Annotated in this window: 19 protein-coding genes; 5 read left to right on the top strand and 14 right to left on the bottom strand. The window is 67.5% G+C overall.

Translation table 11 applies throughout. The annotated features are described in order from the left end of the window. Positions 1 to 31: 31 nt before the first annotated feature. The 6 genes from ACIP9X_RS06675 to ACIP9X_RS06700 all read right to left on the bottom strand — a co-directional run bounded on the left by ACIP9X_RS06675 (position 32) and on the right by ACIP9X_RS06700 (position 8667). Entirely contained in the window at positions 32 to 1945 is a 1914-nt protein-coding gene (locus tag ACIP9X_RS06675; protein ID WP_400478940.1) for an ABC transporter ATP-binding protein, read from the bottom strand. Positions 1946 to 2037: 92 nt separating this feature from the next. Then, entirely contained in the window at positions 2038 to 3549 is a 1512-nt protein-coding gene (gene guaB, locus ACIP9X_RS06680; RefSeq protein ID WP_400478941.1) for an IMP dehydrogenase, read from the bottom strand. Positions 3550 to 3729: 180 nt separating this feature from the next. Then, positions 3730 to 5700 (bottom strand): acyltransferase family protein, encoded by a 1971-nt coding sequence (locus ACIP9X_RS06685; RefSeq protein WP_400479054.1) that lies wholly within the window; start codon positions 5698 to 5700, stop codon positions 3730 to 3732. A gap of 343 nt (positions 5701 to 6043) precedes the next feature. After that, a complete protein-coding gene (gene groL, locus ACIP9X_RS06690) occupies positions 6044 to 7654 on the bottom strand; it encodes a chaperonin GroEL (RefSeq protein ID WP_400478942.1) in 1611 nt (536 codons plus the stop codon). Between the two features lie 87 nt (positions 7655 to 7741). Continuing rightward, the gene (groES, locus tag ACIP9X_RS06695) at positions 7742 to 8035 is read right to left on the bottom strand and encodes a co-chaperone GroES (RefSeq protein ID WP_214837451.1); all 294 of its coding nucleotides are present in this window, start codon (positions 8033 to 8035) and stop codon (positions 7742 to 7744) included. A gap of 230 nt (positions 8036 to 8265) precedes the next feature. Next, positions 8266 to 8667, bottom strand: a complete 402-nt coding sequence (locus tag ACIP9X_RS06700; protein ID WP_400478943.1) for a hypothetical protein — start codon at positions 8665 to 8667, stop codon at positions 8266 to 8268. A 52-nt stretch (positions 8668 to 8719) separates the two neighbouring features. On the opposite strand from ACIP9X_RS06700, the gene ACIP9X_RS06705 reads away from it, so the two are divergent. Continuing rightward, entirely contained in the window at positions 8720 to 9949 is a 1230-nt protein-coding gene (locus ACIP9X_RS06705; RefSeq protein ID WP_400478944.1) for an SAM-dependent methyltransferase, read from the top strand. Positions 9950 to 9998: 49 nt separating this feature from the next. Here ACIP9X_RS06705 and ACIP9X_RS06710 read toward each other — a convergent pair whose 3' ends face one another. Next, positions 9999 to 10817: a shikimate 5-dehydrogenase gene (locus ACIP9X_RS06710; protein WP_400478945.1), complete on the bottom strand. Its 819-nt coding sequence runs from the start codon at positions 10815 to 10817 to the stop codon at positions 9999 to 10001. A 109-nt stretch (positions 10818 to 10926) separates the two neighbouring features. Further along, positions 10927 to 12714, bottom strand: a complete 1788-nt coding sequence (locus ACIP9X_RS06715) for a glycoside hydrolase family 3 protein (RefSeq protein WP_400478946.1) — start codon at positions 12712 to 12714, stop codon at positions 10927 to 10929. 103 nt (positions 12715 to 12817) lie between these two features. Between ACIP9X_RS06715 and ACIP9X_RS06720 the strand changes: the two genes are divergently transcribed. Beyond that, positions 12818 to 13969, top strand: coding sequence for a glutamate--cysteine ligase (locus tag ACIP9X_RS06720; RefSeq protein WP_400478947.1), 1152 nt, complete (start codon positions 12818 to 12820; stop codon positions 13967 to 13969). Between the two features lie 87 nt (positions 13970 to 14056). Here ACIP9X_RS06720 and tsaD read toward each other — a convergent pair whose 3' ends face one another. The 6 genes from tsaD to ACIP9X_RS06750 all read right to left on the bottom strand — a co-directional run bounded on the left by tsaD (position 14057) and on the right by ACIP9X_RS06750 (position 19577). Next, positions 14057 to 15220 (bottom strand): tRNA (adenosine(37)-N6)-threonylcarbamoyltransferase complex transferase subunit TsaD, encoded by a 1164-nt coding sequence (gene tsaD, locus ACIP9X_RS06725; RefSeq protein WP_400478948.1) that lies wholly within the window; start codon positions 15218 to 15220, stop codon positions 14057 to 14059. Beyond that, entirely contained in the window at positions 15217 to 15774 is a 558-nt protein-coding gene (gene rimI, locus ACIP9X_RS06730; protein ID WP_400479055.1) for a ribosomal protein S18-alanine N-acetyltransferase, read from the bottom strand. Before rimI ends, tsaD begins: the two co-directional genes overlap by 4 nt. A 53-nt stretch (positions 15775 to 15827) precedes the next feature. Continuing rightward, on the bottom strand, positions 15828 to 16499 hold the full coding sequence (gene tsaB / locus ACIP9X_RS06735) for a tRNA (adenosine(37)-N6)-threonylcarbamoyltransferase complex dimerization subunit type 1 TsaB (RefSeq protein WP_400478949.1): 672 nt from the start codon (positions 16497 to 16499) through the stop codon (positions 15828 to 15830). After that, positions 16499 to 17101 carry a tRNA (adenosine(37)-N6)-threonylcarbamoyltransferase complex ATPase subunit type 1 TsaE gene (tsaE, locus tag ACIP9X_RS06740; protein WP_400478950.1) on the bottom strand — a complete coding sequence of 201 codons (603 nt, stop codon included), beginning with the start codon at positions 17099 to 17101 and terminating at the stop codon, positions 16499 to 16501. Before tsaE ends, tsaB begins: the two co-directional genes overlap by 1 nt. Beyond that, on the bottom strand, positions 17098 to 18303 hold the full coding sequence (alr, locus tag ACIP9X_RS06745) for an alanine racemase (RefSeq protein ID WP_400478951.1): 1206 nt from the start codon (positions 18301 to 18303) through the stop codon (positions 17098 to 17100). The genes tsaE and alr overlap by 4 nt, the downstream gene beginning before the upstream one ends. Before the next feature lie 182 nt (positions 18304 to 18485). Continuing rightward, positions 18486 to 19577: a PfkB family carbohydrate kinase gene (locus tag ACIP9X_RS06750; RefSeq protein ID WP_400478952.1), complete on the bottom strand. Its 1092-nt coding sequence runs from the start codon at positions 19575 to 19577 to the stop codon at positions 18486 to 18488. A 137-nt stretch (positions 19578 to 19714) separates the two neighbouring features. Between ACIP9X_RS06750 and ACIP9X_RS06755 the strand changes: the two genes are divergently transcribed. The 3 genes from ACIP9X_RS06755 to ACIP9X_RS06765 all read left to right on the top strand — a co-directional run bounded on the left by ACIP9X_RS06755 (position 19715) and on the right by ACIP9X_RS06765 (position 24255). After that, positions 19715 to 21166, top strand: a complete 1452-nt coding sequence (locus tag ACIP9X_RS06755; RefSeq protein ID WP_400478953.1) for a 6-phospho-beta-glucosidase — start codon at positions 19715 to 19717, stop codon at positions 21164 to 21166. 81 nt (positions 21167 to 21247) lie between these two features. Then, positions 21248 to 22525 carry a D-inositol-3-phosphate glycosyltransferase gene (gene mshA / locus ACIP9X_RS06760; RefSeq protein WP_400478954.1) on the top strand — a complete coding sequence of 426 codons (1278 nt, stop codon included), beginning with the start codon at positions 21248 to 21250 and terminating at the stop codon, positions 22523 to 22525. A gap of 50 nt (positions 22526 to 22575) precedes the next feature. Then, positions 22576 to 24255: a formate--tetrahydrofolate ligase gene (locus ACIP9X_RS06765; protein ID WP_400478955.1), complete on the top strand. Its 1680-nt coding sequence runs from the start codon at positions 22576 to 22578 to the stop codon at positions 24253 to 24255. The last annotated feature ends 74 nt before the right edge of the window (positions 24256 to 24329 follow it).

Genomic DNA, 24329 nt, shown 5'->3' on the forward strand with positions numbered 1-24329 from the left:
CCGGTTGGGTCACCTGGTTGGGCAGAGGACGTCAAATCCCTCCGGCCTCTGGGCCCACGGCAGCAGGGTTCCCTGGCTGAGCTTGCGAGGCTAGGGGGCTGGTGGGGACCGTGAGCTGGGACTCGAACATGCGGAAGTAGCGGCCCCGCAGGGCCACCAGTTCCCTGTGCGTGCCCTGCTCCACAATCCTGCCGTCTTCGAGCATGTACACGATGTCCGCCTTCTCGATGGTGGCGAGCCGGTGGCTGATGGCGATGATGGTGCTGCTGCGGTCCGCAAAGAGCCGGGTAAAGATCCGGTGCTCGGCGAGGGCGTCGATGGCCGAGGTGGGTTCGTCCATCACCATGAAAGAGGCGTTCCGGTAGAAGTTCCGGGCCATGGCGAGCCGCTGCCACTGGCCGCCGGACAGGCCGCTGCCCTTCCTGCCGCGGGGATCCTCCATCCAGTTGCTGACGTGGTTGTCCAGTCCGTTGGGGAGCTTGTTGATGAAGTCCAGCGCCTCCGCGTCGGCAGCAGCGCGCCTGATCCGTCCGTCATCGCGGGGTGAGTCGACGTCGCCGAAATAGATGTTTTCCGCGGCGGTGGCGAACTCGTATTTGAGGAACTCCTGGCTCAGCACCGCCAGGTGGCGGTGCCAGGAGGTAACGTCGACGGCGGCGAGGTCGACGCCGTCGAGCAGCACCTGCCCGGAATCGGGCCGGTAGAGTCCCGCAAGGATGCGGATCAGGGTGGACTTTCCCGCACCGTTCTCCCCCACGATGGCGATGTGCTGGCCTTCGCGGACGGTCAGGGAGATCCCCTTGATGACCTCCAGTTCACTGCCCGTATACGTGAAGCGGATGTCCTTCAGCTCGACTTCCTTCGGCGCCGCAAGCAGCGGCGGTGCCTGCACAACATGCACCGGCAGACCCATGAAGAGCTCATAATCCTTGAGGTTCGCCAGATCCTCATCGATGGAGCTGAGCGAGGAGACCAGGTTGTTCGCCGTGGACAGCGCACGGCTGACAATCTGCTGCACATAGAGGAACTGGCCCACCGGCTGGGCACGGGCGATGATCTGCCCCACCACCCAGATCAGCGAAACCACTTCGGCTCCATACTGAAGCGCGTCGGCCGCCAACTGCTTGGGGATGTACCGCCTTTGAAAATCAAGACGGCGGCGCTCGTCCGCGTCCCGGAGCCGGGACCGGAAACCCATCAGGAACCCCACGATGCTGTACAGGCGCATCTCGGCGATGTGCTGCGGGCGCAGGAGGTTGGTTTCGATCATCCTCCGCTGCCGCCGGGAGTCCACTTGCGTGTTCCAGTGGGCGATCTGCTCCCGGGAGAGCTTGAACTGCAGGTAGACGCTGGGCACGATGGCGATCAGGACGATCACCGCGATCCACCAGCTGACCAGCAGAAGCGCTCCCACGGCAAGGATGACCGAGACGAGCTGGGTGAAGATGGCGGCGATGCGGTCCAGGACCCGGGCGTAGGAGTCAGAGAATCTCTTGGCCCTGTCGTACAGGTCCACGGTCTCTTTGTCGTCGTACCGCCAGAACTCCAGGGCCAGGAACCGCTCGTACATCTGGTCGCCCACAATGGCGCCCACTTTGAAGCTCATCAGCTGCTGGATGTACCGGTCGACACTGCTGAACGCTCCCCAGAACAGGCCGAGGGCGGCGGTGATGATGACGTAGACGATGGCCAGCTGCCCGGCCCCGGCGTCACCGGCGTAGGCGGCGGCCAGCGCGGTGGTGGTGAGCGCGGCGAAATATGTTGTGACCAGCGGAAGCACAGCTGAAATCAGCGAGCCGAGCACTTTCATGATCACCGCGCCCGGGGAGGCGCGGAAGCTGACGCGCAGCACCTGGGCTACCGCCCTGGCATACGGCCGAAGAGCCAGCCTCCGCTGCGGCTCCCGCTTGGGACTGAGCTCGGCCGGATGGCGGGGTGTGGACATGGCTTCAGCCTAGTCCCGTGCCTAGGACCGCTGGTTGGGCCTGCCGAAATACGGTTTCGGCAGGCCAACTCGCTGCCGCTCAACCAGCGGGACTAGCGGGAACCGTAGTTCGGTGCCTCGACGGTCATCTGGATGTCGTGCGGGTGCGATTCCTTCAGGCCTGCCGGGGTGATGCGGACGAACTTGCCGCGGGCCTTCAGCTCGGCGATGTTCGGGGAGCCCACGTAGAACATGGTCTGGCGCAGGCCGCCCACCAGCTGGTAGGCGACGGACGCAAGCGGTCCACGGTAGGCCACGCGGCCTTCGATGCCCTCGGGGATGAGCTTGTCGTCACCCGAGACGTCGGCTTGGAAGTAGCGGTCCTTGGAGTAGGACGTGTTCTTGCCGCGCGACTGCATGGCGCCCAGCGAGCCCATGCCGCGGTAGCTCTTGAACTGCTTGCCGTTGACGAAGATCAGTTCGCCCGGGGACTCGTCACAGCCCGCGAGCAGGGAGCCGAGCATCACGGTGTCGGCGCCGGCGACCAGCGCCTTGCCGATGTCGCCCGAGTACTGGAGGCCGCCGTCGGCGATCAGCGGAACACCGGCCGGGATGGCCGCCTTCGCGGACTCGTAGATGGCGGTGATCTGCGGCACGCCCACGCCGGCCACCACACGTGTGGTGCAGATGGAGCCGGGGCCCACGCCCACCTTGATGCCGTCAGCGCCGGCGTCGATCAGCGCCTGGGCGCCTTCCCGGGTGGCGGCCTGGCCGCCGATGATGTCCACGTGGGCAGCGACCGGATCGGACTTCAGGCGGCGGATCATGTCCAGCACGCCCTGGGAGTGGCCGTTCGCGGTATCCACGAAAAGTGCGTCCACTCCGGCGTCGACCAGCTTCATGGCGCGTTCCCAGCCGTCACCGAAGAAGCCGATGGCAGCACCCACGCGGAGCCGGCCCTCGTCGTCCTTGGTGGCCAGCGGGTACTGCTCGGCCTTGGTGAAGTCCTTGGTGGTGATCAGACCCTTGAGCCGGCCCTGCTCGTCAACGAGCGGCAGCTTCTCGATCTTGTTGGTGGCCAGCTTGTGCGACGCTTCATCGCGGCTGATGCCGACGTGCCCGGTGACCAGCGGCATCTTTGTCATGACGTCACTGACCAGGCGGATCGGAAAGTCCGACTCCGGCACAAAGCGCGTGTCGCGGTTGGTGACGATGCCCAGCAGGCGGTTTTCCTCATCCACCACCGGAAGGCCGGAAACGCGGTACTGCGCGCAGAGCTCATCGAGTTCCTGAAGAGTGGCCTCGGGGCGGATGGTCAACGGGTTCGTGATCATGCCGGATTCGCTGCGCTTGACCCGGTCCACCTGGTCCGCCTGGTCATCGATGGCCAGGTTGCGGTGCACCACGCCAAGGCCGCCCTGCCGGGCCATGGCGATGGCCATGCGGGACTCGGTGACGGTGTCCATTGCGGCGGACAGCAGCGGGGTCTGAACGGTGATCCGCTTGGAGATCCTGGAGGACGTGTCGGCGTCGGACGGAATGACGTCGGTGTGGCCGGGAAGCAGCAGGACGTCGTCGTACGTCAGGCCGATGAAGCCGAAGGGATCGTGTTCGGGCTGGGTCATGAGTGCGCCTCTTACCTTGGTTACGGGTTCACGGGTAGGGGTTGCAACTGATGACCAGCCCGTCATTACGGGACTGGCCTGTGCAGAAGTATTGAATAAATTCTAGAACCTCTGCGGCGATCCCCATATTCCGGATCGGCTTTGTGAGCAAAGGCACGGCGGGGGCGGCTGCCGCCCCGCCTACTTCCAGCCGGTTGCCTTCAGCAGCCGCTTCTCGAACATTGGGATCATGGACTGCACATACGTCTTGGTGAGGTGGTTGTCATCCTTGTAGACGTACACGTTGCCCACCACTGCCGGGCAGGTCCCGTCGGCGCAGATGAAGTCGCTCATGTCCATCAGATGCAGGCCGTCCACCTTGCCGCGGTATGCATCGAGCGGCGAGGAGGCCGCGAGGGACTCGGCCAGCGGCGGGTTGCACTCGGGTGCTTCGGCGCCGTACTTCTGCACGCACTCGGGCATGTTGACGGCGAAGCGCGGGTTGTCGCGGACCCCCACGACGTCCATGCCGGCGTCGGTGAACGGCTTGATGCCCTCCAGGTAGCCGGGCACTTCGGTTTCGAAGGGGGCTTCCTTGTGGGTCAGGGACGCGACGGTGAACACGGCGTCGGGTTTGTGTTCCATGACGTACGCGGCGCTGGCCCTGTTGAAGGCGTTGCACTCGGCGTCGCGCTCCGGCGATTCGGCGCCGAACCGGCAGTTCCCCTTCAGGAGGGTGACAACCTCCCAGCCGTGCTCCTTCGCGATGGGTCCGAGGGCGGCCATGTACTGCTGGGCATGGGAATCACCGAGCACCACAATCCGCTTGGTGACCTTGTCCGGCCTGGAGTTCTGCAGGCAGCCGCTGAGCAGCGGGTCGTGGGGGACGTTGCCGTCGGTGCACAGCCCGTCGATGTCGGCCCATTCGTTTTTCATGGCGGCCGGGGCCGGAATCACGGTGGCCTCCGGCATCGGCTTGCCCGCATTTTCCGGGGCCAGCGCGGCAGCGCCGGGAGTCAATTCGCGCGGCTGCGCCGCTGCGGCCGCTTCATCCGCGGTCAGCTTCGTCTGCCAGACCGCAACGGGACCGGCCAGCAGGGCGCCGCAGGCAACAATGACGACGGCGGTCCGCCACGCCCGCAGCTGTGGCCAGTGCCAGTCCCGCAGCGGTTTCTCCACAAAGCGGGTAGTGAGCACGGCCAGGACAACAGAGGCGGCCACGATGGCCAGACCCTGGACCAGGTTGGGCTCTTCGACCCCCGTTCCTGCAAGCGCCAGGACCAGGATGGGCCAGTGCCAGAGGTACAGGGCGTAGGAGTTGTCCCCGAGCGCCACCAGGGGCCTGGAGCTCAGGATCCGGTCCACGCCGAAGCGGCTGCCGCTCTGGCCGGCGATGATGATGGCTGCGGCAGCCAGCGTGGGCCACAATGCGATGAAGCCGGGGAAGGAACGGTCCACGGTCAGGACCAGGCCGCAGGAGATCATGGCCACCAGGCCCGCCCAGCCCAGCACAACCCGGAGCACCCTGCCGGGCTTGAGGTACGGCAGGGACAGCGCCAGCAGGGATCCGAGGGCGAACTCCCAGAGCCTGGTGCGGGTGTCGAAGTAGGCGTACGCCTGGTTCGTGTAGGTCTGTTCGATCGAGAAGATCAGGGAGGCGGCGAAGAGGCCGCCGAAGGCCACCAGCAGCACCTGCCGGTAGCTGACGTCCCGGCGTTTCTGCCGGAACCGTCTCTGCAGGAATCGGCGGATCAGTGCGGCGGCGGCGAAGATGAGCGGCCAGAGAATAAACACCTGGCCCTGGATGGAGAGGGACCAGAAATGCTGCAACGGGCTGGCGCCTGAGTGGTCCTGGGCGTAGTAGTCCACGGCCGTTTCGGCGAGCAGCCAGTTCTGCCGGTAGAGCAGTGATGCCCACGCTTCGTTCAGGACGTCGGGCCAGCGGCTTTGCGGAATGATCAGCCAGGTGCCGGCCAGGACACCGAGGATCACCACGACGGCGGCCGGGATCAGCCGCTTGAACAGGTGCAGCCAGTGGCTTACGAGGCGCAGCGGGGTGCCGTTCTCCACTTTGCGGACGAAGGACAGGGTCAGCAGGAAGGCGGAGACCAGCAGGAAGATGTCCACGCCGCCGGAAACGCGTCCCAGCCAGACATGGTAGGTGACCACCATGAGCACAGCGAGGGCACGCAGGCCCTGGACTTCGGGCCGGTATCCGGCTTTTGCCTTCAGCCGTGCGGCCCGCGGCTGGTGGCCGGTTTCCTGTGGTGCGTCCTTGCGCGGCAGGGCACCTGCCGGTTCCGTCGTTCTCGTTTCTGGCACAGACAATCCCTCAAACGGCAGCACAAAGCATCTACGTTACCGTTTCGTGATTTTTCGAACCAGTTGAACACGCCGGATGTGACCGGACTCTCAGACTAAGCACGTGCAGTGGAACGCCGGATGGAACGAAGGAAGCCCGGTCCAGCAACTGCTGGACCGGGCTTCCTGACGAACCGGTTGAACGGACTGCAGCCTAGTGGCTGTGGCCTGCGTGCTCGTCTTCCTCGGCCGGCTTCTCAGCCACGAGGGTTTCGGTGGTGAGCACCAGCGCAGCGATGGAAGCCGCGTTGCGCAGGGCCGCGCGGGTGACCTTGACGGGGTCGATGACACCGGCCGCGATCAGGTCCTGGTACTCGCCGGACTTGGCGTTGAAGCCGTTGTTGTTTTCCTGCTCGGCAACCCGGGCAGCCACGACGTAGCCGTCGTGGCCGGCGTTCTGGGCGATCCAGCGCAGCGGCTGGACCAGGGCACGGCGGACAATCCCGACGGCAGCTGCCGCGTCACCTTCGAGGGCCGTGACTGCCAGGTCCTCGTCGAGTGCCTTCAGCGCGTGGATCAGCGCCGAGCCGCCACCGGCCACGATGCCTTCTTCGAGGGCAGCGCGGGTGGAGGAAACGGCATCTTCGATGCGGTGCTTCTTTTCCTTGAGCTCAACCTCGGTGGCAGCGCCGACCTTGATCACGCCGATGCCGCCGGCCAGCTTGGCCAAGCGCTCCTGCAGCTTCTCGCGGTCCCAGTCGGAGTCAGTGCGGGTCAGCTCGGCGCGCAGCTGGGCAACCCGTGCTGCGACGTCCTCTTCCGTACCGGCGCCGTCGACGATGGTGGTGTTGTCCTTGGTGACCGTGATGCGCCGTGCGGTGCCGAGCACCTCGAGGCCGACAGTGTCCAGGCTCAGGCCGAGCTCCGGCGAGACAACCTGCGCACCGGTGAGGGTGGCGATGTCGTGCAGCATGGCCTTGCGGCGGTCACCGAAGCCCGGAGCCTTGACGGCAACGACGTTCAGGGTGCCGCGGAGGCGGTTGACGATCAGCGTGGACAGGGCCTCGCCCTCGATGTCCTCAGCGATGATGAACAGCGGCTTGGAGCTCTGCAGCGCCTTTTCCAGCAGCGGCAGGAACTCCTGGATGGCGGAGATCTTGCCCTGGTTGATCAGGATGAGGGCGTCCTCGAGGACGGCTTCCTGGCGCTCCGCGTCGGTGACGAAGTACGGGGAGAGGTAGCCCTTGTCGAACTGCATACCCTCGGTGAGGACCAGTTCGGTCTGCGTGGTGGAGGATTCCTCGATGGTGATCACACCATCCTTGCCGACCTTGCCGAACGCTTCGGCCAGGAGCTCGCCGATTTCCTCGCTCTGGGCGGAGATGGCAGCCACGTTGGCGACCTGGGTGCCTTCAACGGGGCGGGCGTTTTCGAGCAGGCGGGCGGCCACGGCTTCAACGGAAACCTCGATGCCGCGCTTGATCTGGCCCGGGGCGGCACCGGCAGCTACGTTGCGCAGGCCTTCCTTGACCAGGGCCTGTGCCAGCACTGTGGCGGTGGTGGTGCCGTCGCCGGCGACGTCGTTTGTCTTGGTGGCGACTTCCTTGGCCAGCTGGGCGCCAAGGTTCTCGTACGGGTCCTCGAGCTCAACCTCACGGGCGATGGTCACGCCGTCGTTGGTGATGGTGGGAGCGCCCCACTTCTTGTCCAGCACGACATTGCGGCCGCGGGGACCAAGCGTCACCTTGACCGTGTTTGCGAGCTTGTCGATGCCGGCTTCAAGAGACCGGCGGGCAGCGTCGTTGAACGCAAGCTGCTTTGCCATGGGTTTTGTCCTTTCAAGACAGAACCCCGCGCCGCTGGTGAGCCAGACAAAAGTCAGGCAGCACCGGCGGCACGGGGATCCAAAGAGTTACTTAACGACGATTGCCAGAACGTCGCGGGCAGACAGCACGAGGTACTCCTCGCCGCCGGTCTTGACTTCGGTTCCGCCGTACTTGGAGTAGATGACAACGTCGCCGATGGCTACGTCAACCGGAACGCGGTTGCCGTCCTCGAAGCGGCCGGGGCCAACTGCTACAACTTCGCCTTCCTGCGGCTTCTCCTGTGCGGAGTCCGGGATAACCAGGCCGGAAGCCGTGGTCTGCTCGGCTTCGAGCGGGCGGACAACAATACGATCCTCAAGAGGCTTAATAGAGACCGACACTCGGACCTCTCCTTTTCGTCAGCAAAAATTCATGGACAGTAAAACTGTGGTGCCTTGGCGGCAGACCGTCGTCGCGGTGCCGGCAGCAGCCAGGCTGGCAGTTCTTCATGTGTTAGCACCCTCCTAGGGAGAGTGCTAATGATGACTCTATGTAAGGGGTTAGCACTCGGTCAAGGCGAGTGCCAGAAGTTCATCTGCTGTAACAGGCGGAACGGGCGGAAAGTCGCCCTTCAGCGGCCGGTGAGGGCATCGAACCCGACATCCTCGCCGCCGTCGTCCGCAGCGAATGAACCGTTCTTTCCCCAGCGGACCAGTGCGACGGCGGCAGCGGCTGCGGCGAGCGCCGAGGCTATGAGGAACACCACGGCTCCGATGCGCGCGCCTGCGTACAGGTCCCGGATCTGGCGGGCTTCATCGGTCGCGTCGTTGATGTTCTTGCCGCCTACGGAATAAACGGTGGAGTTGAAGGAGTCCAGCAGGAAGATGATGCCCAGCAGGACGAGGCAGACGATGGCACCGCCCACGCCTGCAATCAGCACAGGGCGGGCATACCGGGCGGGATGTGAGTAACGGACCGGACCGGTCTGGTTGTCGGCGGGCTTGTCTGGGCTGGGCGCTGCGCTGAATTCCATTCAGACCACCCTATCGGGAAGCCGCCGCCTGTACTCCACTAGGCTTGAACGCATGTCTGACGCACCGCAGGACCAGATCGCACAGCTTCTGACCGAGGAAGGGTGGCAGCTGCTGGCATCGCTTGGTCCCTACCGCGAGGACGCGTCCATGGCGCTTGCTTCCAGTCTCCGCAAGGCGGGCCACTCCCCCGAGCTGGTCTCCGCCGTGCTGACGCAGTCGCGCCTCCGGACCAAGGCCGAGGGCAAGTTCGGCGAATTCGCCCGCCAGATGCTGTTCACCCAGGCCGGCCTGGAGCAGGCGACCCGGCTCAACGTGGCCGCCCGGCACGCCCAGCGCTTCGCGGAGGCGGGCGTCCGGCACGTGGCCGACCTGGGGTGCGGCCTGGGTGCTGACGCCATGGCACTGGCTTCCCTGGACGTCGCGGTGACCGCTGTGGAGATGGATGAAACCACGGCCGCCTGCGCCACTATCAACCTCATTCCGTTTCCGCACGCCACGGTGGTGCATTCGGACGCCACTTCCGTTCCGCTGGGTGACGCTGACGGGGTCTGGCTGGATCCGGCGCGGCGCACGACGTCCACGTCCGGAACCAAGAGGATCTGGGACCCCGAGGCTTTTTCGCCGCCGCTGTCCTTTGTGGAGTCCCTCGCGGCGGCGGGCCGGGCGGTCGGCGTCAAGATGGGCCCGGGCATGCCGCACGAATCCATTCCGGCGGGCTGCGAGGCCCAGTGGGTGTCCGTGGGCGGCGACGTCACGGAAGTGACGCTCTGGTTCAATGCGGTGTCCCGGCCGGGAGTGCGGCGGGCGGCGCTCCTGCTCGGCCCGGCAGGGGCGGCGGAACTCACCAGCGGCGAGGATTTCGACGGCGGCCCGGCAGCTCCGGTGGGACCGGTCGAAGGTTTCCTTTATGAGCCCGATGGCGCCGTGATCCGCGCCGGGCTCGTGGCCGACCTGGCCCTGCAGCTGGGCGGGCACCTCCTGGACGAGCACATCGCCTACATCTGCGCCCCGGAGGCCGTGGATACGCCCTTCGCCCGGGCCTACCGGATCCTGGAGGTCATGCCCTACAGCGTGAAGTCACTCAAGTCCTGGGTGAAGGACAACGGCATCGGCGTGCTGGACATCAAGAAACGCGGCACGTCCGTCACTCCGGAGGAGCTCAGGAAGCAGCTGCTGCCCGGCGGGAAAGCGGCCGGAAAGAAGGCAGGCAAAAAGACCGCCACCCTGGTCCTCACCAGGATCGGCGAGGAACGGGTGGCGGTCTCAGTGGAGCCGGTCTAGCCTGTTGCGGCCCGGACCTGCTGTGCCGGTACCTGCTGCGGGCCCGGACCTACTGTGCCCGGACGAAGGCTTCGGCGTCCCGCACCTGCTCGTCCGTGGGGCGGATGCCGGTGTACAGCACGAACTGTTCGAGCGCCTGGATGGTGGCCACCTCAGCGCCGGTGATGACCTTCTTGCCGGCCGCCCTGCCGGCTTTGATCAGCGGCGTCTCCGGCGGCAGGGCCACGACGTCGAACACCACCTCGGCGGCGTCAATGGCGGCAGCCGGAAAAGACAGAGAGTCCGCTTCAGGCCCGCCGGCCATGCCGATGGGCGTGACGTTGATGGTCAAGTCGGCCGTGGCATCGCCCAGCTCAGCACGCCACGCAAAGCCGTAAAGGTCAGCGAGCGCACGGCCCGCGGCCTCGTTCCGGGCAACGATGGTGACATCACGGAAGCCGGCATCCCGCAGGGCGGCCGCCGTGGCCTTCGCCATGCCGCCCGCTCCCCGCAGCAGCACCGAGGAGTCAGGGCGCACCGCGTTGCGTTCCAGCAGCTGCTCGATCGCCGTGTAGTCGGTGTTGTAGGCAGTGAGGTGACCGGCGTCGTTGACGATGGTGTTCACCGAATCAATCGCCTTCGCGGACGGATCCATCGCGTCAACGAGGGCAATCACGTCTTCCTTGAAGGGCATGGAGACGGCGCAGCCCCGGATTCCGAGGCCCCGGACGCCGGCGATCGCCTGCGCGAGGTCCGTCGGGGCGAAGGCCTTGTAGATCCAGTTCAGCCCGAGCTGGTCGTACAGGTAGTTGTGGAATCGGGTCCCGTTGTTGCTCGGCCGGGCCGAGAGCGAGATGCACAGGGTCATGTCTTTATTCAGAATCGGCACCCCTCCATTAAACGGGCAAGCCCGGCATAGGCCCGCTCCTGCGGAGCAAGCCGCCGGGGAATCACCGAATTATGACGGCGGGACCGCGGACGGCTCTGCGGGGCCGGGCTCAGCGGCAGCCGGTGCCTTGGCGGTAGGGTCCGACGGCGGCCGGCAGCTTCCCGGGAGCCGTCGCTTTGCCCGCCAGCACTGCCAGCAGCGCCTTGAAGGCGCCCGGCGTCCGTCCGTAGAGCGCCACCTTGGTGGGGGCCGCTGATCCTGCCAGCGGCCAGGGTGCATCAAGAGCCACAGCAATGTCCCCGCCTGCCGGCGCGCCGCCGTAGCCGATCAAAGTCACCAGCGGCCCGTCTCCCAGGATGATTCCTGCCTCCCGCGCTGCCGTGGCGAAACGCGCCTGGTCCGCGGCGGTGCCTCCTGCCAGCCGGACACGGCCGGGCACCAGCGGGCCGCGGCAAGGGCCGGAGAGTACTGTGACGGCCCGGGCTGACACTTTCGCTGAGGTCCCTGCCGTGCTGCCGGCAGGCGCGCCATGATTCCGGGGGGCGGTGCGCGCCCGCCAGACCATCATGGTGACCACCCGGCGCGCGGCTTCGTCAAGGCGCGAGGCCGGGAGCCTGCCTGAAGCAACGGCGTCAACGATGGCTGCATGGGCCGCGTAGACATCGGCCGGCATCAGCAGGAGGTCGGCGCCCGCAGCGAGCGCTGCCGGCGCTGCCGAACCGCCCGGATACCGGGCGGTCACCGCATTCATGTTCAGCGCGTCGGTGACGGCGACACCCTTGAAGCGCATGCCCCGCAGTGCCGCGTAGCTGGCTTTGGACAGGGACGCCGGCACACCCGGCTCCAGGGCGGGGACGGCAATGTGTCCCATCATGATCATGGGCGTTCCCGCCGCGACGGCCGCCTGGAAAGGTTTCCAGTCCCTGGCCTTCAGCTGGGGCACCGTTGCCGGCTGGACCGGCATGTCCTTGTGGGAATCCACACTCACGGAACCGTGGCCCGGGAAGTGCTTGACGGAGGACAGCACGCCGGCCGACAGCATGCCGCGGGAGAACCCGATGCTCAGATCGCCGGCCGCCTTGGGGTCGGCGGACATGGAGCGGACGCCGATGGTTGGATCGCCGGGCCCGATGGTCATGTCCGCAGTGGGTGCGAAGTCGACCGTGAACCCCAGGGCGGCCAGTTCCCCGGCAAGCCCCTTGCCGGCCTCAGTTGCCAGCGGCACGCTGCCAGCGGCCCCGTAGCTCATGGGCGAGGGCCAGGGCGTGAGCGGGGCGCCCAGCCGGGACACCATGCCCCCTTCCTGGTCAACGGCGATCATTCCGGGCCAGGTCCGGCCGCCGGAGCGGGAGGCCTCACCGAGCCGGCGCGTCACCGCGGTCATGGCCCCGATGTTGACGAGTCCGTCTGCGCCGATGGGCACGTTGTCGCCCATGATGATGGAGCCGCCCAGATGCAGCCGTTCGATGGTGGCGGCCTGCGCCTCGTGGTCGAGCCCGGAGAAGAACGGAAGGAGTACCTGCCCGGCCTTCTGGCTCAGCGTCATCCTGGCCACAGCGGCGGCCGCAGCGTCCTGGTCGCGCTGCTGCGGCCCCCAGCCGAGCGGTGCCGTCCCTTTCGCAGCCGTCTGCTTCGGCGGCGCTGCCGCCGGGGGCTGTGCCGCCGTCGTCGTTTTCTTCCGTTCGCTGGGAGTGGAGGTGGCGGACGCCGCCGGTGAAGTCTTTTCCGGTGAAGGGGATGCTGTTGCTGTCGGGGCCGGCGCGGGCTGCGGCGTTGTGCAGGCGGTTACGCCGAGCACCACCGCCAGGGCGGCCGCGGCCAGGGACGGCTTGTTATTAGCGGGGTCGCCGATGGGGGTCCTGTGGTAACTGTCACGCGCTCTGTATAGCCAAGCCATCATCTCGATGTTACCCCTGCACTAGACTTGGATGACCGTTCCCCTGCCAGACGTTCTGCCAGCAGCGGCCAGCGACGGGACAGCAGTTCAGCGAGAGGAACACATGAAGATTGATTTCGCTTCATCCCGGCAATCAACTCTTGGTGTGGAATGGGAGCTCGCGCTCGTGGACGCGCAGACCGGTGAACTCGCCTCCGTGGCGAACGAGGTGCTGCGCGGTGTGGCCGCCAAGCACCCGGAGCTGAACGAGGACGACGAACACCCGCACATCAAGCAGGAACTGCTGCTCAACACAGTTGAGCTTGTCACCGGCATCTGCGAAACAGCCGCGGAAGCCAAGGAGGACCTCAGCCGGTCCCTCGCCGCGGTCCGCGAAGTCACCGATCCCATGGGCGTGGAAGTATTCTCCGCCGGCAGCCACCCCTTCAGCCCGCCGCAGCTCCAGCCCGTCACGGACAAAGCGCGGTACGCCAAGCTGATCGACCGCACCCAGTGGTGGGGACGCCAGATGGTGATCTACGGCGTCCACGTGCATGTGGGCCTCGACCGGCGGGACAAGGTCCTCCCGGTGCTCGACGGGCTGGTCAATTACTTTCCGCACTTCCAGGCGCTGTCCGCGTCCAGCCCGTTCTGGGGCGGCGAGGACACCGGCTACGCCTCGCAGCGCGCCCTCATGTTTCAGCAGCTGCCCACGGCAGGGCTGCCGTTCCAGTTCGCCACGTGGGAAGAATACGAGTCCTACGTCCAAGACATGTTTACCACCGGGGTCATCGACGCGATTTCCGAGATCCGCTGGGACATCCGGCCGGTACCGGCCCTGGGCACCATCGAGATGCGCATCTGTGACGGCCTGGCCACCCTGGAGGAAGTGGGTGCCGTGGCCGCGCTGACCCAGTGCCTGGTCCACGAGTTCTCCACCACGCTGGACAACGGCGGCACCATCCCCACCATGCCACCGTGGCACGTCCAGGAAAACAAGTGGCGCGCGGCCCGGTACGGGATGGAGGCCATCATCATCCTGGATGCGCAGGGCAATGAGCAGCTCGTCACCGACCACTTGCTTGAAACCCTGAACCGGCTGGAACCCGTTGCAGCGAAGCTGGGCTGCGCGGACGAACTGGCGGATGTTGAAAAGATCATCAGCCGGGGCGCCGGATACCAGCGCCAGCGCCGCGTGTCGGCCGAAAACGGGGGCAACCTCCAGGCCGTCGTGCTGGATCTGGTGAAGCAGATGCGCAACGGCCCCACAGCCTAAGGCTCCGGATTCCGGGCAGCCGCCTAAGGCTCCGATGCCGGGCAGCCGCCCGTCCGCCGTCGGCCTTTCTGCGGGCGCCCGCCCCGTCTAGGTAGCAGCTGAGGTCGTTCCCAGCGCTGAGAACGGCCTGATGTGCGACCTACTTGGCGCCGAAACCGTGGTGACGGGCATCGAAGAGTCCGGCGCGAATGTGACGCCGCTGGGTTCGATCCCCGCCATCACCAGCTGCGCGCCGAGAGCCGCCACCATAGCCCCGTTGTCCGTGCAGAGGTCCAGCGGCGGCACATGAAGCGTGATGCCGGCGGCGGAGCAGCGCTGTTCGGTCAGCTGGCGGAGCCGGGAGTTGGCGGCTACCCCGCCGCCCAGCAGGAGACTGGTGATGCCCTGCTCGCGGCAGGCGAGCACGGCCTTTGAAGTGATGACGTCCACCACGGCTTCCTGGAACGCCGCAGCGATGTCGGCAACCGGTACGGTTTCGCCCCTGGCCTCAAACTGCTCCACGCAGCGCGCCACCGCGGTCTTCAGACCGCTGAAGGACCAGTCATAGCGGTGCGGCCCCGGTTCCTCCGCTGTGCCCATGTACTTGGGCTGCGTCAGCCCGCGCGGAAAACGGATGGCCTTGGCATTCCCGTTCCGGGCAATCCGGTCGATGGCGGGACCGCCCGGATAGCCCAGGCCCAGGATCCGCGCCACCTTGTCGTAGGCCTCCCCTGCCGCGTCATCGATGGTGGAGCCGAGCAGTTTCACGTCATCGGTGATGCTGCCGATGCGGAGGATTTCGGTGTGGCCGCCGGAGACGAGAAGGGCGCCGAGGTTACCGGGAAGGCCGTTCGCTGCGGAAAGGGTCCCCGCGGGAAGGGGGCCGGGGCGTGCGTCGAGCAGGCCAACACCCACGTGGGCCACGAGGTGGTTGATGGCATACAGCGGCTTTCCCGTGGCGACGGCCAGTGCCTTGGCTGCACACACACCGACCATCAGAGCACCGGCCAGCCCGGGGCCGGACGTGACGGCGAGGGCATCGACGTCGGCCAGGGTCACCTTGGCCTCGGCGAGCGCGGCCGTGAGGGTGGGCACGAAGGCGTCGAGGTGCGCACGGGAGGCGATCTCCGGAATGACGCCGCCGAAGCGGACGTGTTCGTCCATGGACGACGACACGGTGTTGGTCAGGAGTTCGGTTCCCCGGACGATCCCGACGCCGGTCTCGTCACAGGATGATTCGATGCCGAGCACGAGCGGCTGGGAACGGTTCATTGCTGGTCTGCTTCCGTGGGGGTGGTCTGGCCGGTCTCGGCGCCAGCGCTCCTGCCGTCAGCGCCGGTATCCTGGGGGTCCTGCCTGGTGCCGTCCGCGTGCACGATGTCCTGGTGGATTGCGAGCACGTTGGCGAGTTCGAGCCGCATGATCAGGGCGTCGACGCCGTCGCGGTAGTACTTCCGCCGGATGTGGATCTGTTCAAACCCGAACCGCCGGTACAGCTGCTGTGCCCGGGGGTTGTCTGCACGAACCTCAAGCAGGAGATCTGCTGCACCGCGCCGCCGGCCTTCGCTGATCAGCTCCCTGAGCAGCGCGGAGCCGATCCCTCTGCCCTCGTATTCCGGGACGACGGCGATGGTCTGCACGTCCGCAATCGGCTCGATGCACATCAGCCCGGCGTAGCCGATGATGCCGTCGGCTGCCTCGGCGATCAGGTAGCGGCGGGTTTCGGGCTGGGACAGCTCATCCACGAACATCTGCAGCGGCCAGGCATCCACCGGAAAGAGCCGCTCCTCCAGCTCATGAACTGCGGGAATATCCGCAGGAACCATGTCCCGCACCCTGATGCCGCCTGCCGCGAGCGGGCCCTGTCCTGGCTCGCTGCTCACAGGGCCCGCTTCCTGGGCCCGGGCACCTGGGCGTCGGATTCGCGCAGATAAAGCGGTGTGGAGTCGGGAAGCTCCTCGCCGGCAGCCAGACGGGCCAGCGCAAATTGCCCAAGGTACAGCGCATCCGGCTGCTCGGAGCTGAAATCCGGATCGGCGCGCACCACATCGGCATACAGCCCCGCGCCGGCACCATACGCGGGCAGGTCGGGAACGTCGGCGGCAAAACCTACGTGCGGGCCGTCCACGAGTTTCGGGAGCTGGCCTTCCCGCAGGGTGTACCGCGCCCAGTAAACCTCTTTACGGCGGGCATCGGTAGCGACAAGGAATTCCTCCGGGGCATCGGTGGACTCGGCCACTTCCAGTGCGACGGCGTCCAGACTCATCAGGCCGTGCAGCGGCTTGCTCCAGGCGAAGGCAAGGGTGCGGGCTGTGGCAATGCCCGAGCGGAGCCCGGTAAACGGTCCCGGTCCGACGCCGACGACAATCGCGTCCAGGTCCGCCCCCGTGACGCCCGCCTCGGCGAGCAGCTGTTCAATCCCGGGGGCAAGCACCTCGGCGTGGCTGCGGGTGTCTTCAGTAGAAAAACTGCCGACCACGCCTTCAAGGGCATCGTCGGACACGAGCGCGGCGCTGGCGACCGCAGAGGTGTCAATCGCAAGGATGAGCATCAGGAAGTCCCTTCGACGGCCGGATCCAGAACAGGCTGATCGGCCCAGCGCGGGCCGAAGCCGCGGATGATGATGGTGCGGGGCTCGTCGTCGTCCTCTACATCAAAGTCCAGGACCCCCGGCGAACCGCTTCCCGGGGTGCCGCTTGCCGGAGAGCTGCCGCCCAGGGACCGGTGCAGTTCCACCTCGAGCCGGCTGTCGCTCAGGTGCTCCACGCGGCCGCGTCCCCACTCCACCACGGTGACGGACGAATCTAGGGTGTTCTCGAGGTCGATGTCGTCGATTTCCGACGCCGATCCCAGCCGGTAGGCGTCCACATGGACCAGGTCGGGGCCGCCGGGGTTGGGGCCGTCCGGAAGGTTGGGGTGGATCCTGACCAGCACGAAGGTGGGTGAGATGATGCCCTCGCGCACGCCCAGCCCTTCCCCGAGGCCCTGCGTGAACGTCGTCTTGCCGGCGCCCAGTTCGCCGGTGAGAACCAGCAGGTCGCCCGCCCGCAGCACCCCGGCCAGCGCTGCGCCGAGCGCGTGGGTCTGTTCCGCCGTCGTGACCTTCAGGTTCAGCACCCAGCGGGGCGCGTCAAGGAGTGCAGGCTCGCTCACGGCACCGGCGTTTCGTTGATAAACGTGCGCGGCACCCGCGGGCTGATGCGGGTGACGATTTCGTAGTTGATGGTTCCGGCGGCGCGCGCCCAGTCGTCGGCGGTAGGGCCGCCGTCTTCGCCGTTGCCGAAGAGCAGTGCCTCGGCACCCAGGACGCTGTGCCCGCCCTCGGTCACGTGCCGCGGGCCGAGGTCGATGACCATCTGGTCCATGGCGATCCTGCCGACCACTGGGTACGTCACGCCCTCTACCAGCACGGGGCCGCCCGTGGCCACCCGCGGGATGCCGTCGGCATAACCGAGCGGGATGAGCCCGAGGGTGCTGGCGCCCGAGGTGTGGTAGTTGAAGCCGTAGGAAACGCCCTGGCCGGCGGGGACATCCTTGCAGTGCGACACCACGGTCCGCAGGGTCATGGCCGGGCGGAGGCCGAGTTCGGCGGACGTCTGGCCCGCGAACGGTGAGAGCCCGTAGATGCCCAGGCCAACGCGGACGAGGTCGAAGTGGGTGTCAGGCCGGGACAGGGCGGCCGGGGTATTTGCCAGGTGGCGGACCTCCGGGTCAACCCCGGCGTCCTCGGCAATGGCGAGGACAGCGCGGAACGCAGCGAGCTGCTCGTCGGTTTCGGGCCGCTCGGGCTCGTCCGCCACCGCGAGGTGGGAGAAGATGCCCACCACGCGCAGCAGGCCCTGGTCCTGGTATTCCATGGCCTCGCCCACGAGCCGGTCCCAGGTATCCACCGTGGCGCCGTTGCGGCCGAGGCCGGTATCTACCTTGAGGTGGACGCGCGCCGGACGCTCCTGCTCCCGGGCCGCGGCGACGATCCGCTCCAGCTCCCAGCCGGAGCACCCGATGTCGACGCCGGCGGCCACGGCCGCGCCGAAGTTGCTGTCCGGCGTGTGCAGCCAGGCCAGCAGGGGCGCGTCGATGCCGGCGGCGCGGAGGGCCAGGGCTTCGGAAATGTGCGCCACTCCCAGCCAGTGTGCGCCGGCCTGCAGGGCGGCGCGGGCCACCGGCACAGCCCCGTGGCCGTACGCGTCGGCCTTGACCACCGCCATGACCCTTGCCGGGGACGCAGCCTCGGCCAGCCTCCGGACGTTGTGGCGGATGGCCTCGAGGTCGATGATGGCGGAGCGTTCTTGGGAAAGGTGCGGCACCGGACCTGCTACCGGAGGGAGGTCACCTGTTGCTGCTGGGTAAGTCACTCTACTGATTCTAGTGCTGGCGCTTCCGGCCGAATAATTGCCGGGAAAGTGGCGTGCCCGGGACGCGGTATGTTCCCTGGGACGCGCATGTGGCAGGAGGACGCGCAGACGGCGGGAGGACGCGTGAATGTGCGCGTCCTCCGGCCGGCTGCGCCTCCCGGGACCGTTTGGGTGTCCCCGGTTCAGGCGTCGGACAGGTGCGCGATCGTGGCAGCCGCCCGCCGCATGGCCTCCGGCGGGACATCCCGGACGATCTCGGCGAGGAAGGCGTAGCGCCGCAGCCACTGGCTGCCGCGCCGCTCGGGCCGGGCGTTGGCCCGTTTCCACCAGTCGGCGATGTCGCCCCATCCGGGTGCCGCCAGGGAGCCCCCCACTTCCTGCACGGCGAGCGCGGCGCACAGGTTGGCAAAGCGCAGCCGGTCCCCCAGCGGCCACCCCGCCAGGCAGCCGACGACGAACGCCGCACCAAAGCAGTCCCCCGCCCCGGTCGGGTCATAGGCGGTCACCGGAAGCGAGGGCACCCATTCCTCCTCGCCGGTTTCCGAGTCGACGGCCATGGCACCCTGCTGCCCCAGCGTCACCACCGCCACGGGCACCCGGTCAGCCAGGGAGTACAGCGCGGCCCAGGGGTTTTCCTTGCCGGTGAACGCCATGGCCTCGCGCTGGTTGGGCATGAACGCGTAGAAGTACTGCAGGTTCTCCAGGCGGGCCTGGGCCCACTCGCCGCTGGGGTCCCAGCCCACATCGCCGAAGAGCTTGACCCCCTCGGAGTGGGCTGCCAGCGCCCACGGCTCCAGTTCGTGGCCAAGGTCCGCCACCGCTGCCAGCGCCGGCGGCGGGTCGCCCACGAGTTCGGAGGACGTGACGGGCGCGGCATGGCCGTGGGTGACCATGGAACGGTCGTGGTCCACGCTGAGGGACACTGTCACGGGGGAATGCCAGCCTGCTACGCGACGGGACAGCGACAGGTCAACGTGCTCCTGCCCGGCGAGGATCTTCCAGTTGTAGTCTCCGTACCCGTCGTCGCCGAAGGCCGCGGCCAGTCCTGTCCGCAGCCCCAGCCGGGCGGCAGCGATGGCTTGGTTGGCCACTCCGCCGGGGCAGCTCCCCATGCCTTCGCTCCAGATCTCGGTGCCAGGCTCGGGCGCGTGCGGCAGCCCGGTGAAAATGATGTCCTGAAAGACCGTTCCGGCGAGGAGCAGGTCGAAACCCCCGGCCGACGGCGTTCGGACGGCGGAGAGGGGATCGAACCGGCGTGCGGGGATCGCATCCATGCTCGGCACACTACGCCGTGAACGGGGCTGGTGAAACCCCGAGATCTGGGGGTCGGACATGGCGGTGATGATCGGGCGCGGCTCCGGGTGGCACCGGAAACGGGAGGCTTGCGCTGATTGGGCATAGACTCCTTGGCATGCGGCTCATGATTGCCGGCGGCGGCGGATTCCGGGTTCCCCTGGTGTACCGGGCGCTGTGCTCCGGCCCCTACGCCGGGCTGGTCCGGGAACTCGTGCTCTTCGACGTCGATCCGGCCCGCCTCGCCGCCGTCACCGCGGTGCTGGGTTCCCTGCGTTCCGTGACCAGAGCCAAGTCCATCCCGGCGGCGCGCTCCGCGCCGGACGGTGCTGCCGCCGTCGGGCCTCCCCCGAAAATCATCCCCTCCACATCGCTGCCTGAAGCACTCGCCGGCACCGACATGGTGTTCGCCGCCATCCGGCCGGGCGGGACTGTTGGACGCATCGCGGACGAGCGGGTCGCCCAGGATCTGGGGCTGCTCGGCCAGGAAACCACCGGCGCCGGGGGCATCTCCTACGCGCTCCGCTCAATCCCCGCCATGCTGGAGCTCGCCGAATCCATGTGGGCGCATTCCCCTGACGCGTGGCTGGTCAACTTCACCAACCCGGCCGGAATGGTCACCGAGGCACTGCTGCCTGTCCTGGGCCCGAAGGTCATCGGCATCTGCGACTCTGCCAGCGCCCTGGTTCACCGCGCTGCCCGGGCAGTCGGCGCGCCGCTGCCGGCGGGAAGGCTCGACGGCGTGGGCTACTACGGGCTGAACCACCTCGGCTGGCTATACCGGCTGGAGTCCGGGGGCCGGGACCTCCTTCCCGGGCTGCTGGCGGACGCCGGCGCGCTGGCCGGCTTTGAGGAGGGCAGGTTGTTTCCGCAGCCCTTCCTGCAGGAACTGGGGCTGCTGCCCAATGAATACCTGTTCTATTACTACGAGACAGCCCGGGCCATCACCGGAATGCAGGCGATGGCGGCGAGCCGGGGCGAGTCCATCCACAGCCAGCAGGCCGAGCTGTATCCCCGGCTTGCCGCCGCGGGGGACGCTGCGTTCGGGTTGTGGGACGCCGCCCGCGTGTCCCGGGAGGAGGGCTACCTGGCCGAAGCCCGGACCGGCGGCGAGACACGCGACGCCGAGGATCTTGCGGGCGGCGGCTACGAACAGGTGGCACTGTCGGTCATGAAGGCCCTCACGGCTGGTTCGAACACTGCTGGCTCGGCGAGCACGCAGCTGATCCTTAACACGCGCAACTTCGCCGTCACCGGGGAGGGCGCCGGTGAGCCGGCGATTCCCGGGCTGCCGGCGGACGCCGTCGTCGAGGTCCCCTGCACGGTGACTCACAGCGGTGCTGTGCCGATACCGCAGGCCCGGCCCGCGGCGCCACAGCTGGAGCTGATGCAGCGCGTCAAGCGGGTGGAGCGCCTGACGGTCCGGGCTGCATCCCACGGCGACCGCGGTGCCGCGCTGGAAGCCTTCGCCGAGCACCCGCTGGTGGACTCCGCGGAGCTCGCGGGCCGGCTGCTGGCCGGTTATGAGACTGCATTCCCCGGCCTCGTAAGCCGCTGGCACCGTGAATAGAGAGGGTCCCGAGGAGTAGTGTTTTACCGGATGCAGTCCCGCGGCAGGCGACGCTGCATCCCCTAGGCCGAGAGGAGAGCCATGTCACTGATCAAGCGCGTGGCTTTCCTGTCCCTGCACACCTCACCGATGGAACAGCCAGGATCCGGAGACGCCGGCGGGATGAACGTCTACATCCGCGGCCTGGCCTCGGCCCTCGCGGAAATCGGCGTTGAAGTGGAGATCTTCACCCGGTCCACGGACGCCGGCCAGCCCGCCGTCGAACATCCGGATCCCGGCGTGTGCGTCCACAACGTCTTTGCGGGACCGCCACGAAAGGTGCCCAAGGAGGACCTGCCGGAGCTGCTGCACAGCATGGTCGCCGAGATCGAGCGGATCCGGGAGCGCCAGCCGCACGGTCGCTACGACCTCATCCATTCCCACTACTGGGTGTCCGGCGTGGCAGGACTTGAGCTGTCCGAACTGTGGGACGTGCCCCTCGTGCACACCATGCACACCATGGCCAAGGTCAAAAACCTCCTGCTGCAGTCCGGCGAAAAGCCCGAGCCGCGCCGGCGCGAAGTGGGCGAGCACCGGATCGTGGACGGCGCCACCCGGCTGATCGCGAACACCAGTGCGGAGGCCGCGGAGCTGGTGTCGCACTACGACGCGGACTTCGAGCACATCGATGTCGCTCCCCCGGGCGTTGACCTCTCCGTGTTCACGCCGGCTTTCCGCAGCCGCTCCCGTGCCGCCAAGGGCATCGCCCCGGGGTCCTTCCACCTGCTGTTCGCGGGCAGGATCCAGCGCCTCAAGGGCCCGCAGATCCTGCTGAAGGCTGCTGCCCTCCTGCGCGAGCGCCGGCCTGACATCGATCTCAAAGTGACCATCCTGGGAGCCCTGAGCGGCGCGAAGGACTTCAACCTGAAGTCCCTGGTCACCGCCGCGGGAATGGACGACGTCGTCACCCACCACCCGCCGGTCGCCCCGCGCGAGCTGGCGGCCTGGTTCCGCGCGGCCGACGTCGTGGTGATGCCTTCCTACAGCGAGTCCTTCGGACTTGTTGCGCTGGAGGCCCAGGCGTGCGGAACGCCCGTGGTGGCGACCCGCGTGGGCGGCCTTTCCCGCGCCGTATTTGACGCCCGGACCGGGCTGCTGGTTGACGGGCACAAGGCAGCCGACTGGGCCGACGTCCTCGAAGCCCTTTATGACGATCCCGCCACCAGGGAGGACATGGGCCGGGCGGCGTCCCTGCACGCCCAGAACTCGGGGTGGCAGCGCACGGCCGCCATCACGCTCGAAAGCTACCACGCCGCCGTCGACGAATTCTTCGCCCGACACAAAGTGGCGGTCGGGCACGGTCCGCCGCTCACCCGCTGAGCTTTCCTGTGGAGGACCGCCGGTTATTCCCCCGACCATGAAGGACGACGATGTCTGACAGCACCCCGAGTGACCTCCACATTGCCCGTGCCGCCGCCCTGCGGCCCATCGGTGACATCGCCGCCGCCGCCGGCATCGATGCCGCCGCCGTGGAGCCCTTCGGCCGCTACAAAGCAAAGATCGATCCGGCAAAGCTGACCGCCGGGGCACCGTCCGGGAAGGTGGTCCTGGTCTCCGCGATGTCCCCCACCCCCGCCGGGGAGGGCAAGTCCACCACCACCGTGGGGCTTGCTGACTCGCTCGCGAAAGCCGGTCACAAGGTAATGGTCGCCCTGCGCGAGCCGTCGTTGGGGCCGGTCCTGGGCATGAAGGGCGGGGCAACCGGCGGCGGGTACTCGCAGGTGGTGCCCATGGACGAGATCAACCTGCACTTCACCGGCGACTTCCATGCCATAACGTCCGCCAACAACGCCCTGATGGCTCTGGTGGACAACCACATCTACCAGGGCAACGAGCTGAACATCGACCCCCGCCGCATGACGTTCAAGCGCGTGCTGGACATGAACGACCGCGCCCTCCGGGAGGTTGTCATCGGCCTCGGCGGACCCCGTCAGGGCATCCCCCGCCAGGACGGCTTCGACATCACCGTCGCCTCGGAGGTCATGGCGGTGTTCTGCCTTGCCACGGATCTGGCGGACCTGCGCGAGCGGCTGGGCCGCATCACGTTCGGATACACCTACGACCGGGCGCCCGTCACGGTGGCGGACCTTGGCGTGCAAGGGGCCCTGGCGCTGCTGCTCAAGGACGCCATCAAGCCCAACCTGGTGCAGACGATCGCCGGCACCCCCGCCCTGGTCCATGGCGGGCCGTTCGCCAACATCGCCCACGGCTGCAACTCCCTGATCGCCACCCAGACGGCGCGTAGGCTCGCCGATATCGTGGTGACCGAGGCCGGCTTCGGCGCGGACCTGGGCGCCGAAAAGTTCATGGACATCAAGGCGCGGGTTGCCAACGTGGCCCCTGCCGCCGTCGTGGTGGTGGCAACGGTGCGGGCCCTCAAAATGCAGGGCGGGGTGGCGAAGAACCAGCTCACGGAACCGAACGTCGACGCGCTGGCTGCCGGCGTCGCCAACCTCCGGCGCCATGTCCGGAACGTGGAGAAGTTCGGAGTCACTCCGGTGGTGTCTTTCAACAGGTTCGCAACGGACACGGAGCAGGAGCTTGGCTGGCTGCTAGGCTGGTGTGCCGGGGAGGGCATCCAGGCTGCCGTGGCGGATGTCTGGGGTCGGGGCGGAGGCGGCGACGGCGGGGACGACCTCGCCGCCAAGGTGGCCGCGGCCGTCAACGCGCCCAGCTCCTTCCGGCACCTGTACCCGCTGGAACTGTCTGTGGAGGACAAGATCCGCACCATCGCGCAGGAGATCTACGGCGCGGACGGAGTGGACTTCTCCGTCCCGGCACTGCGGCGGCTCGCCGACATCGAGAGGAACGGCTGGTCAGGGCTGCCGGTCTGCATGGCCAAGACGCAGTACTCGTTCACCGACGACGCGTCCCGGCTCGGCGCGCCGAAGGGCTTCACGATCCATGTGCGGGACCTGATCCCCAAGACCGGCGCGGGCTTCATCGTGGCGCTGACGGGCGCGGTCATGACCATGCCCGGCCTCCCCGCCGTCCCCGCCGCCCTGCGCATGGACGTGGACGACGACGGCAACCCCGTGGGCCTCTTCTGACCCTCCCTCACCTTTCGCCGGGTTTGCACTGACGCTCCCTCACCTTTCGTCGCCCCAGCCCAAACCCTCCCTCA

It is taken from the genome of Arthrobacter sp. NPDC093125 (assembly GCF_044754225.1).
Lineage (GTDB): Bacteria > Actinomycetota > Actinomycetes > Actinomycetales > Micrococcaceae > Arthrobacter.

Coding starts and splice junctions, on each gene's coding strand:
- ACIP9X_RS06675 (WP_400478940.1), bottom strand. CDS start 1,945: ATGTCCACACCCCGCCATCCGGCCGAGCTCAGTCCCAAGCGGGAGCCG.
- guaB (WP_400478941.1), bottom strand. CDS start 3,549: ATGACCCAGCCCGAACACGATCCCTTCGGCTTCATCGGCCTGACGTAC.
- ACIP9X_RS06685 (WP_400479054.1), bottom strand. CDS start 5,700: ATGGTGGTCACCTACCATGTCTGGCTGGGACGCGTTTCCGGCGGCGTG.
- groL (WP_400478942.1), bottom strand. CDS start 7,654: ATGGCAAAGCAGCTTGCGTTCAACGACGCTGCCCGCCGGTCTCTTGAA.
- ACIP9X_RS06700 (WP_400478943.1), bottom strand. CDS start 8,667: ATGGAATTCAGCGCAGCGCCCAGCCCAGACAAGCCCGCCGACAACCAG.
- ACIP9X_RS06705 (WP_400478944.1), top strand. CDS start 8,720: ATGTCTGACGCACCGCAGGACCAGATCGCACAGCTTCTGACCGAGGAA.
- ACIP9X_RS06715 (WP_400478946.1), bottom strand. CDS start 12,714: ATGGCTTGGCTATACAGAGCGCGTGACAGTTACCACAGGACCCCCATC.
- ACIP9X_RS06720 (WP_400478947.1), top strand. CDS start 12,818: ATGAAGATTGATTTCGCTTCATCCCGGCAATCAACTCTTGGTGTGGAA.
- tsaD (WP_400478948.1), bottom strand. CDS start 15,220: ATGAACCGTTCCCAGCCGCTCGTGCTCGGCATCGAATCATCCTGTGAC.
- rimI (WP_400479055.1), bottom strand. CDS start 15,774: ATGGTTCCTGCGGATATTCCCGCAGTTCATGAGCTGGAGGAGCGGCTC.
- tsaB (WP_400478949.1), bottom strand. CDS start 16,499: ATGCTCATCCTTGCGATTGACACCTCTGCGGTCGCCAGCGCCGCGCTC.
- ACIP9X_RS06750 (WP_400478952.1), bottom strand. CDS start 19,577: ATGGATGCGATCCCCGCACGCCGGTTCGATCCCCTCTCCGCCGTCCGA.
- ACIP9X_RS06755 (WP_400478953.1), top strand. CDS start 19,715: ATGCGGCTCATGATTGCCGGCGGCGGCGGATTCCGGGTTCCCCTGGTG.
- mshA (WP_400478954.1), top strand. CDS start 21,248: ATGTCACTGATCAAGCGCGTGGCTTTCCTGTCCCTGCACACCTCACCG.
- ACIP9X_RS06765 (WP_400478955.1), top strand. CDS start 22,576: ATGTCTGACAGCACCCCGAGTGACCTCCACATTGCCCGTGCCGCCGCC.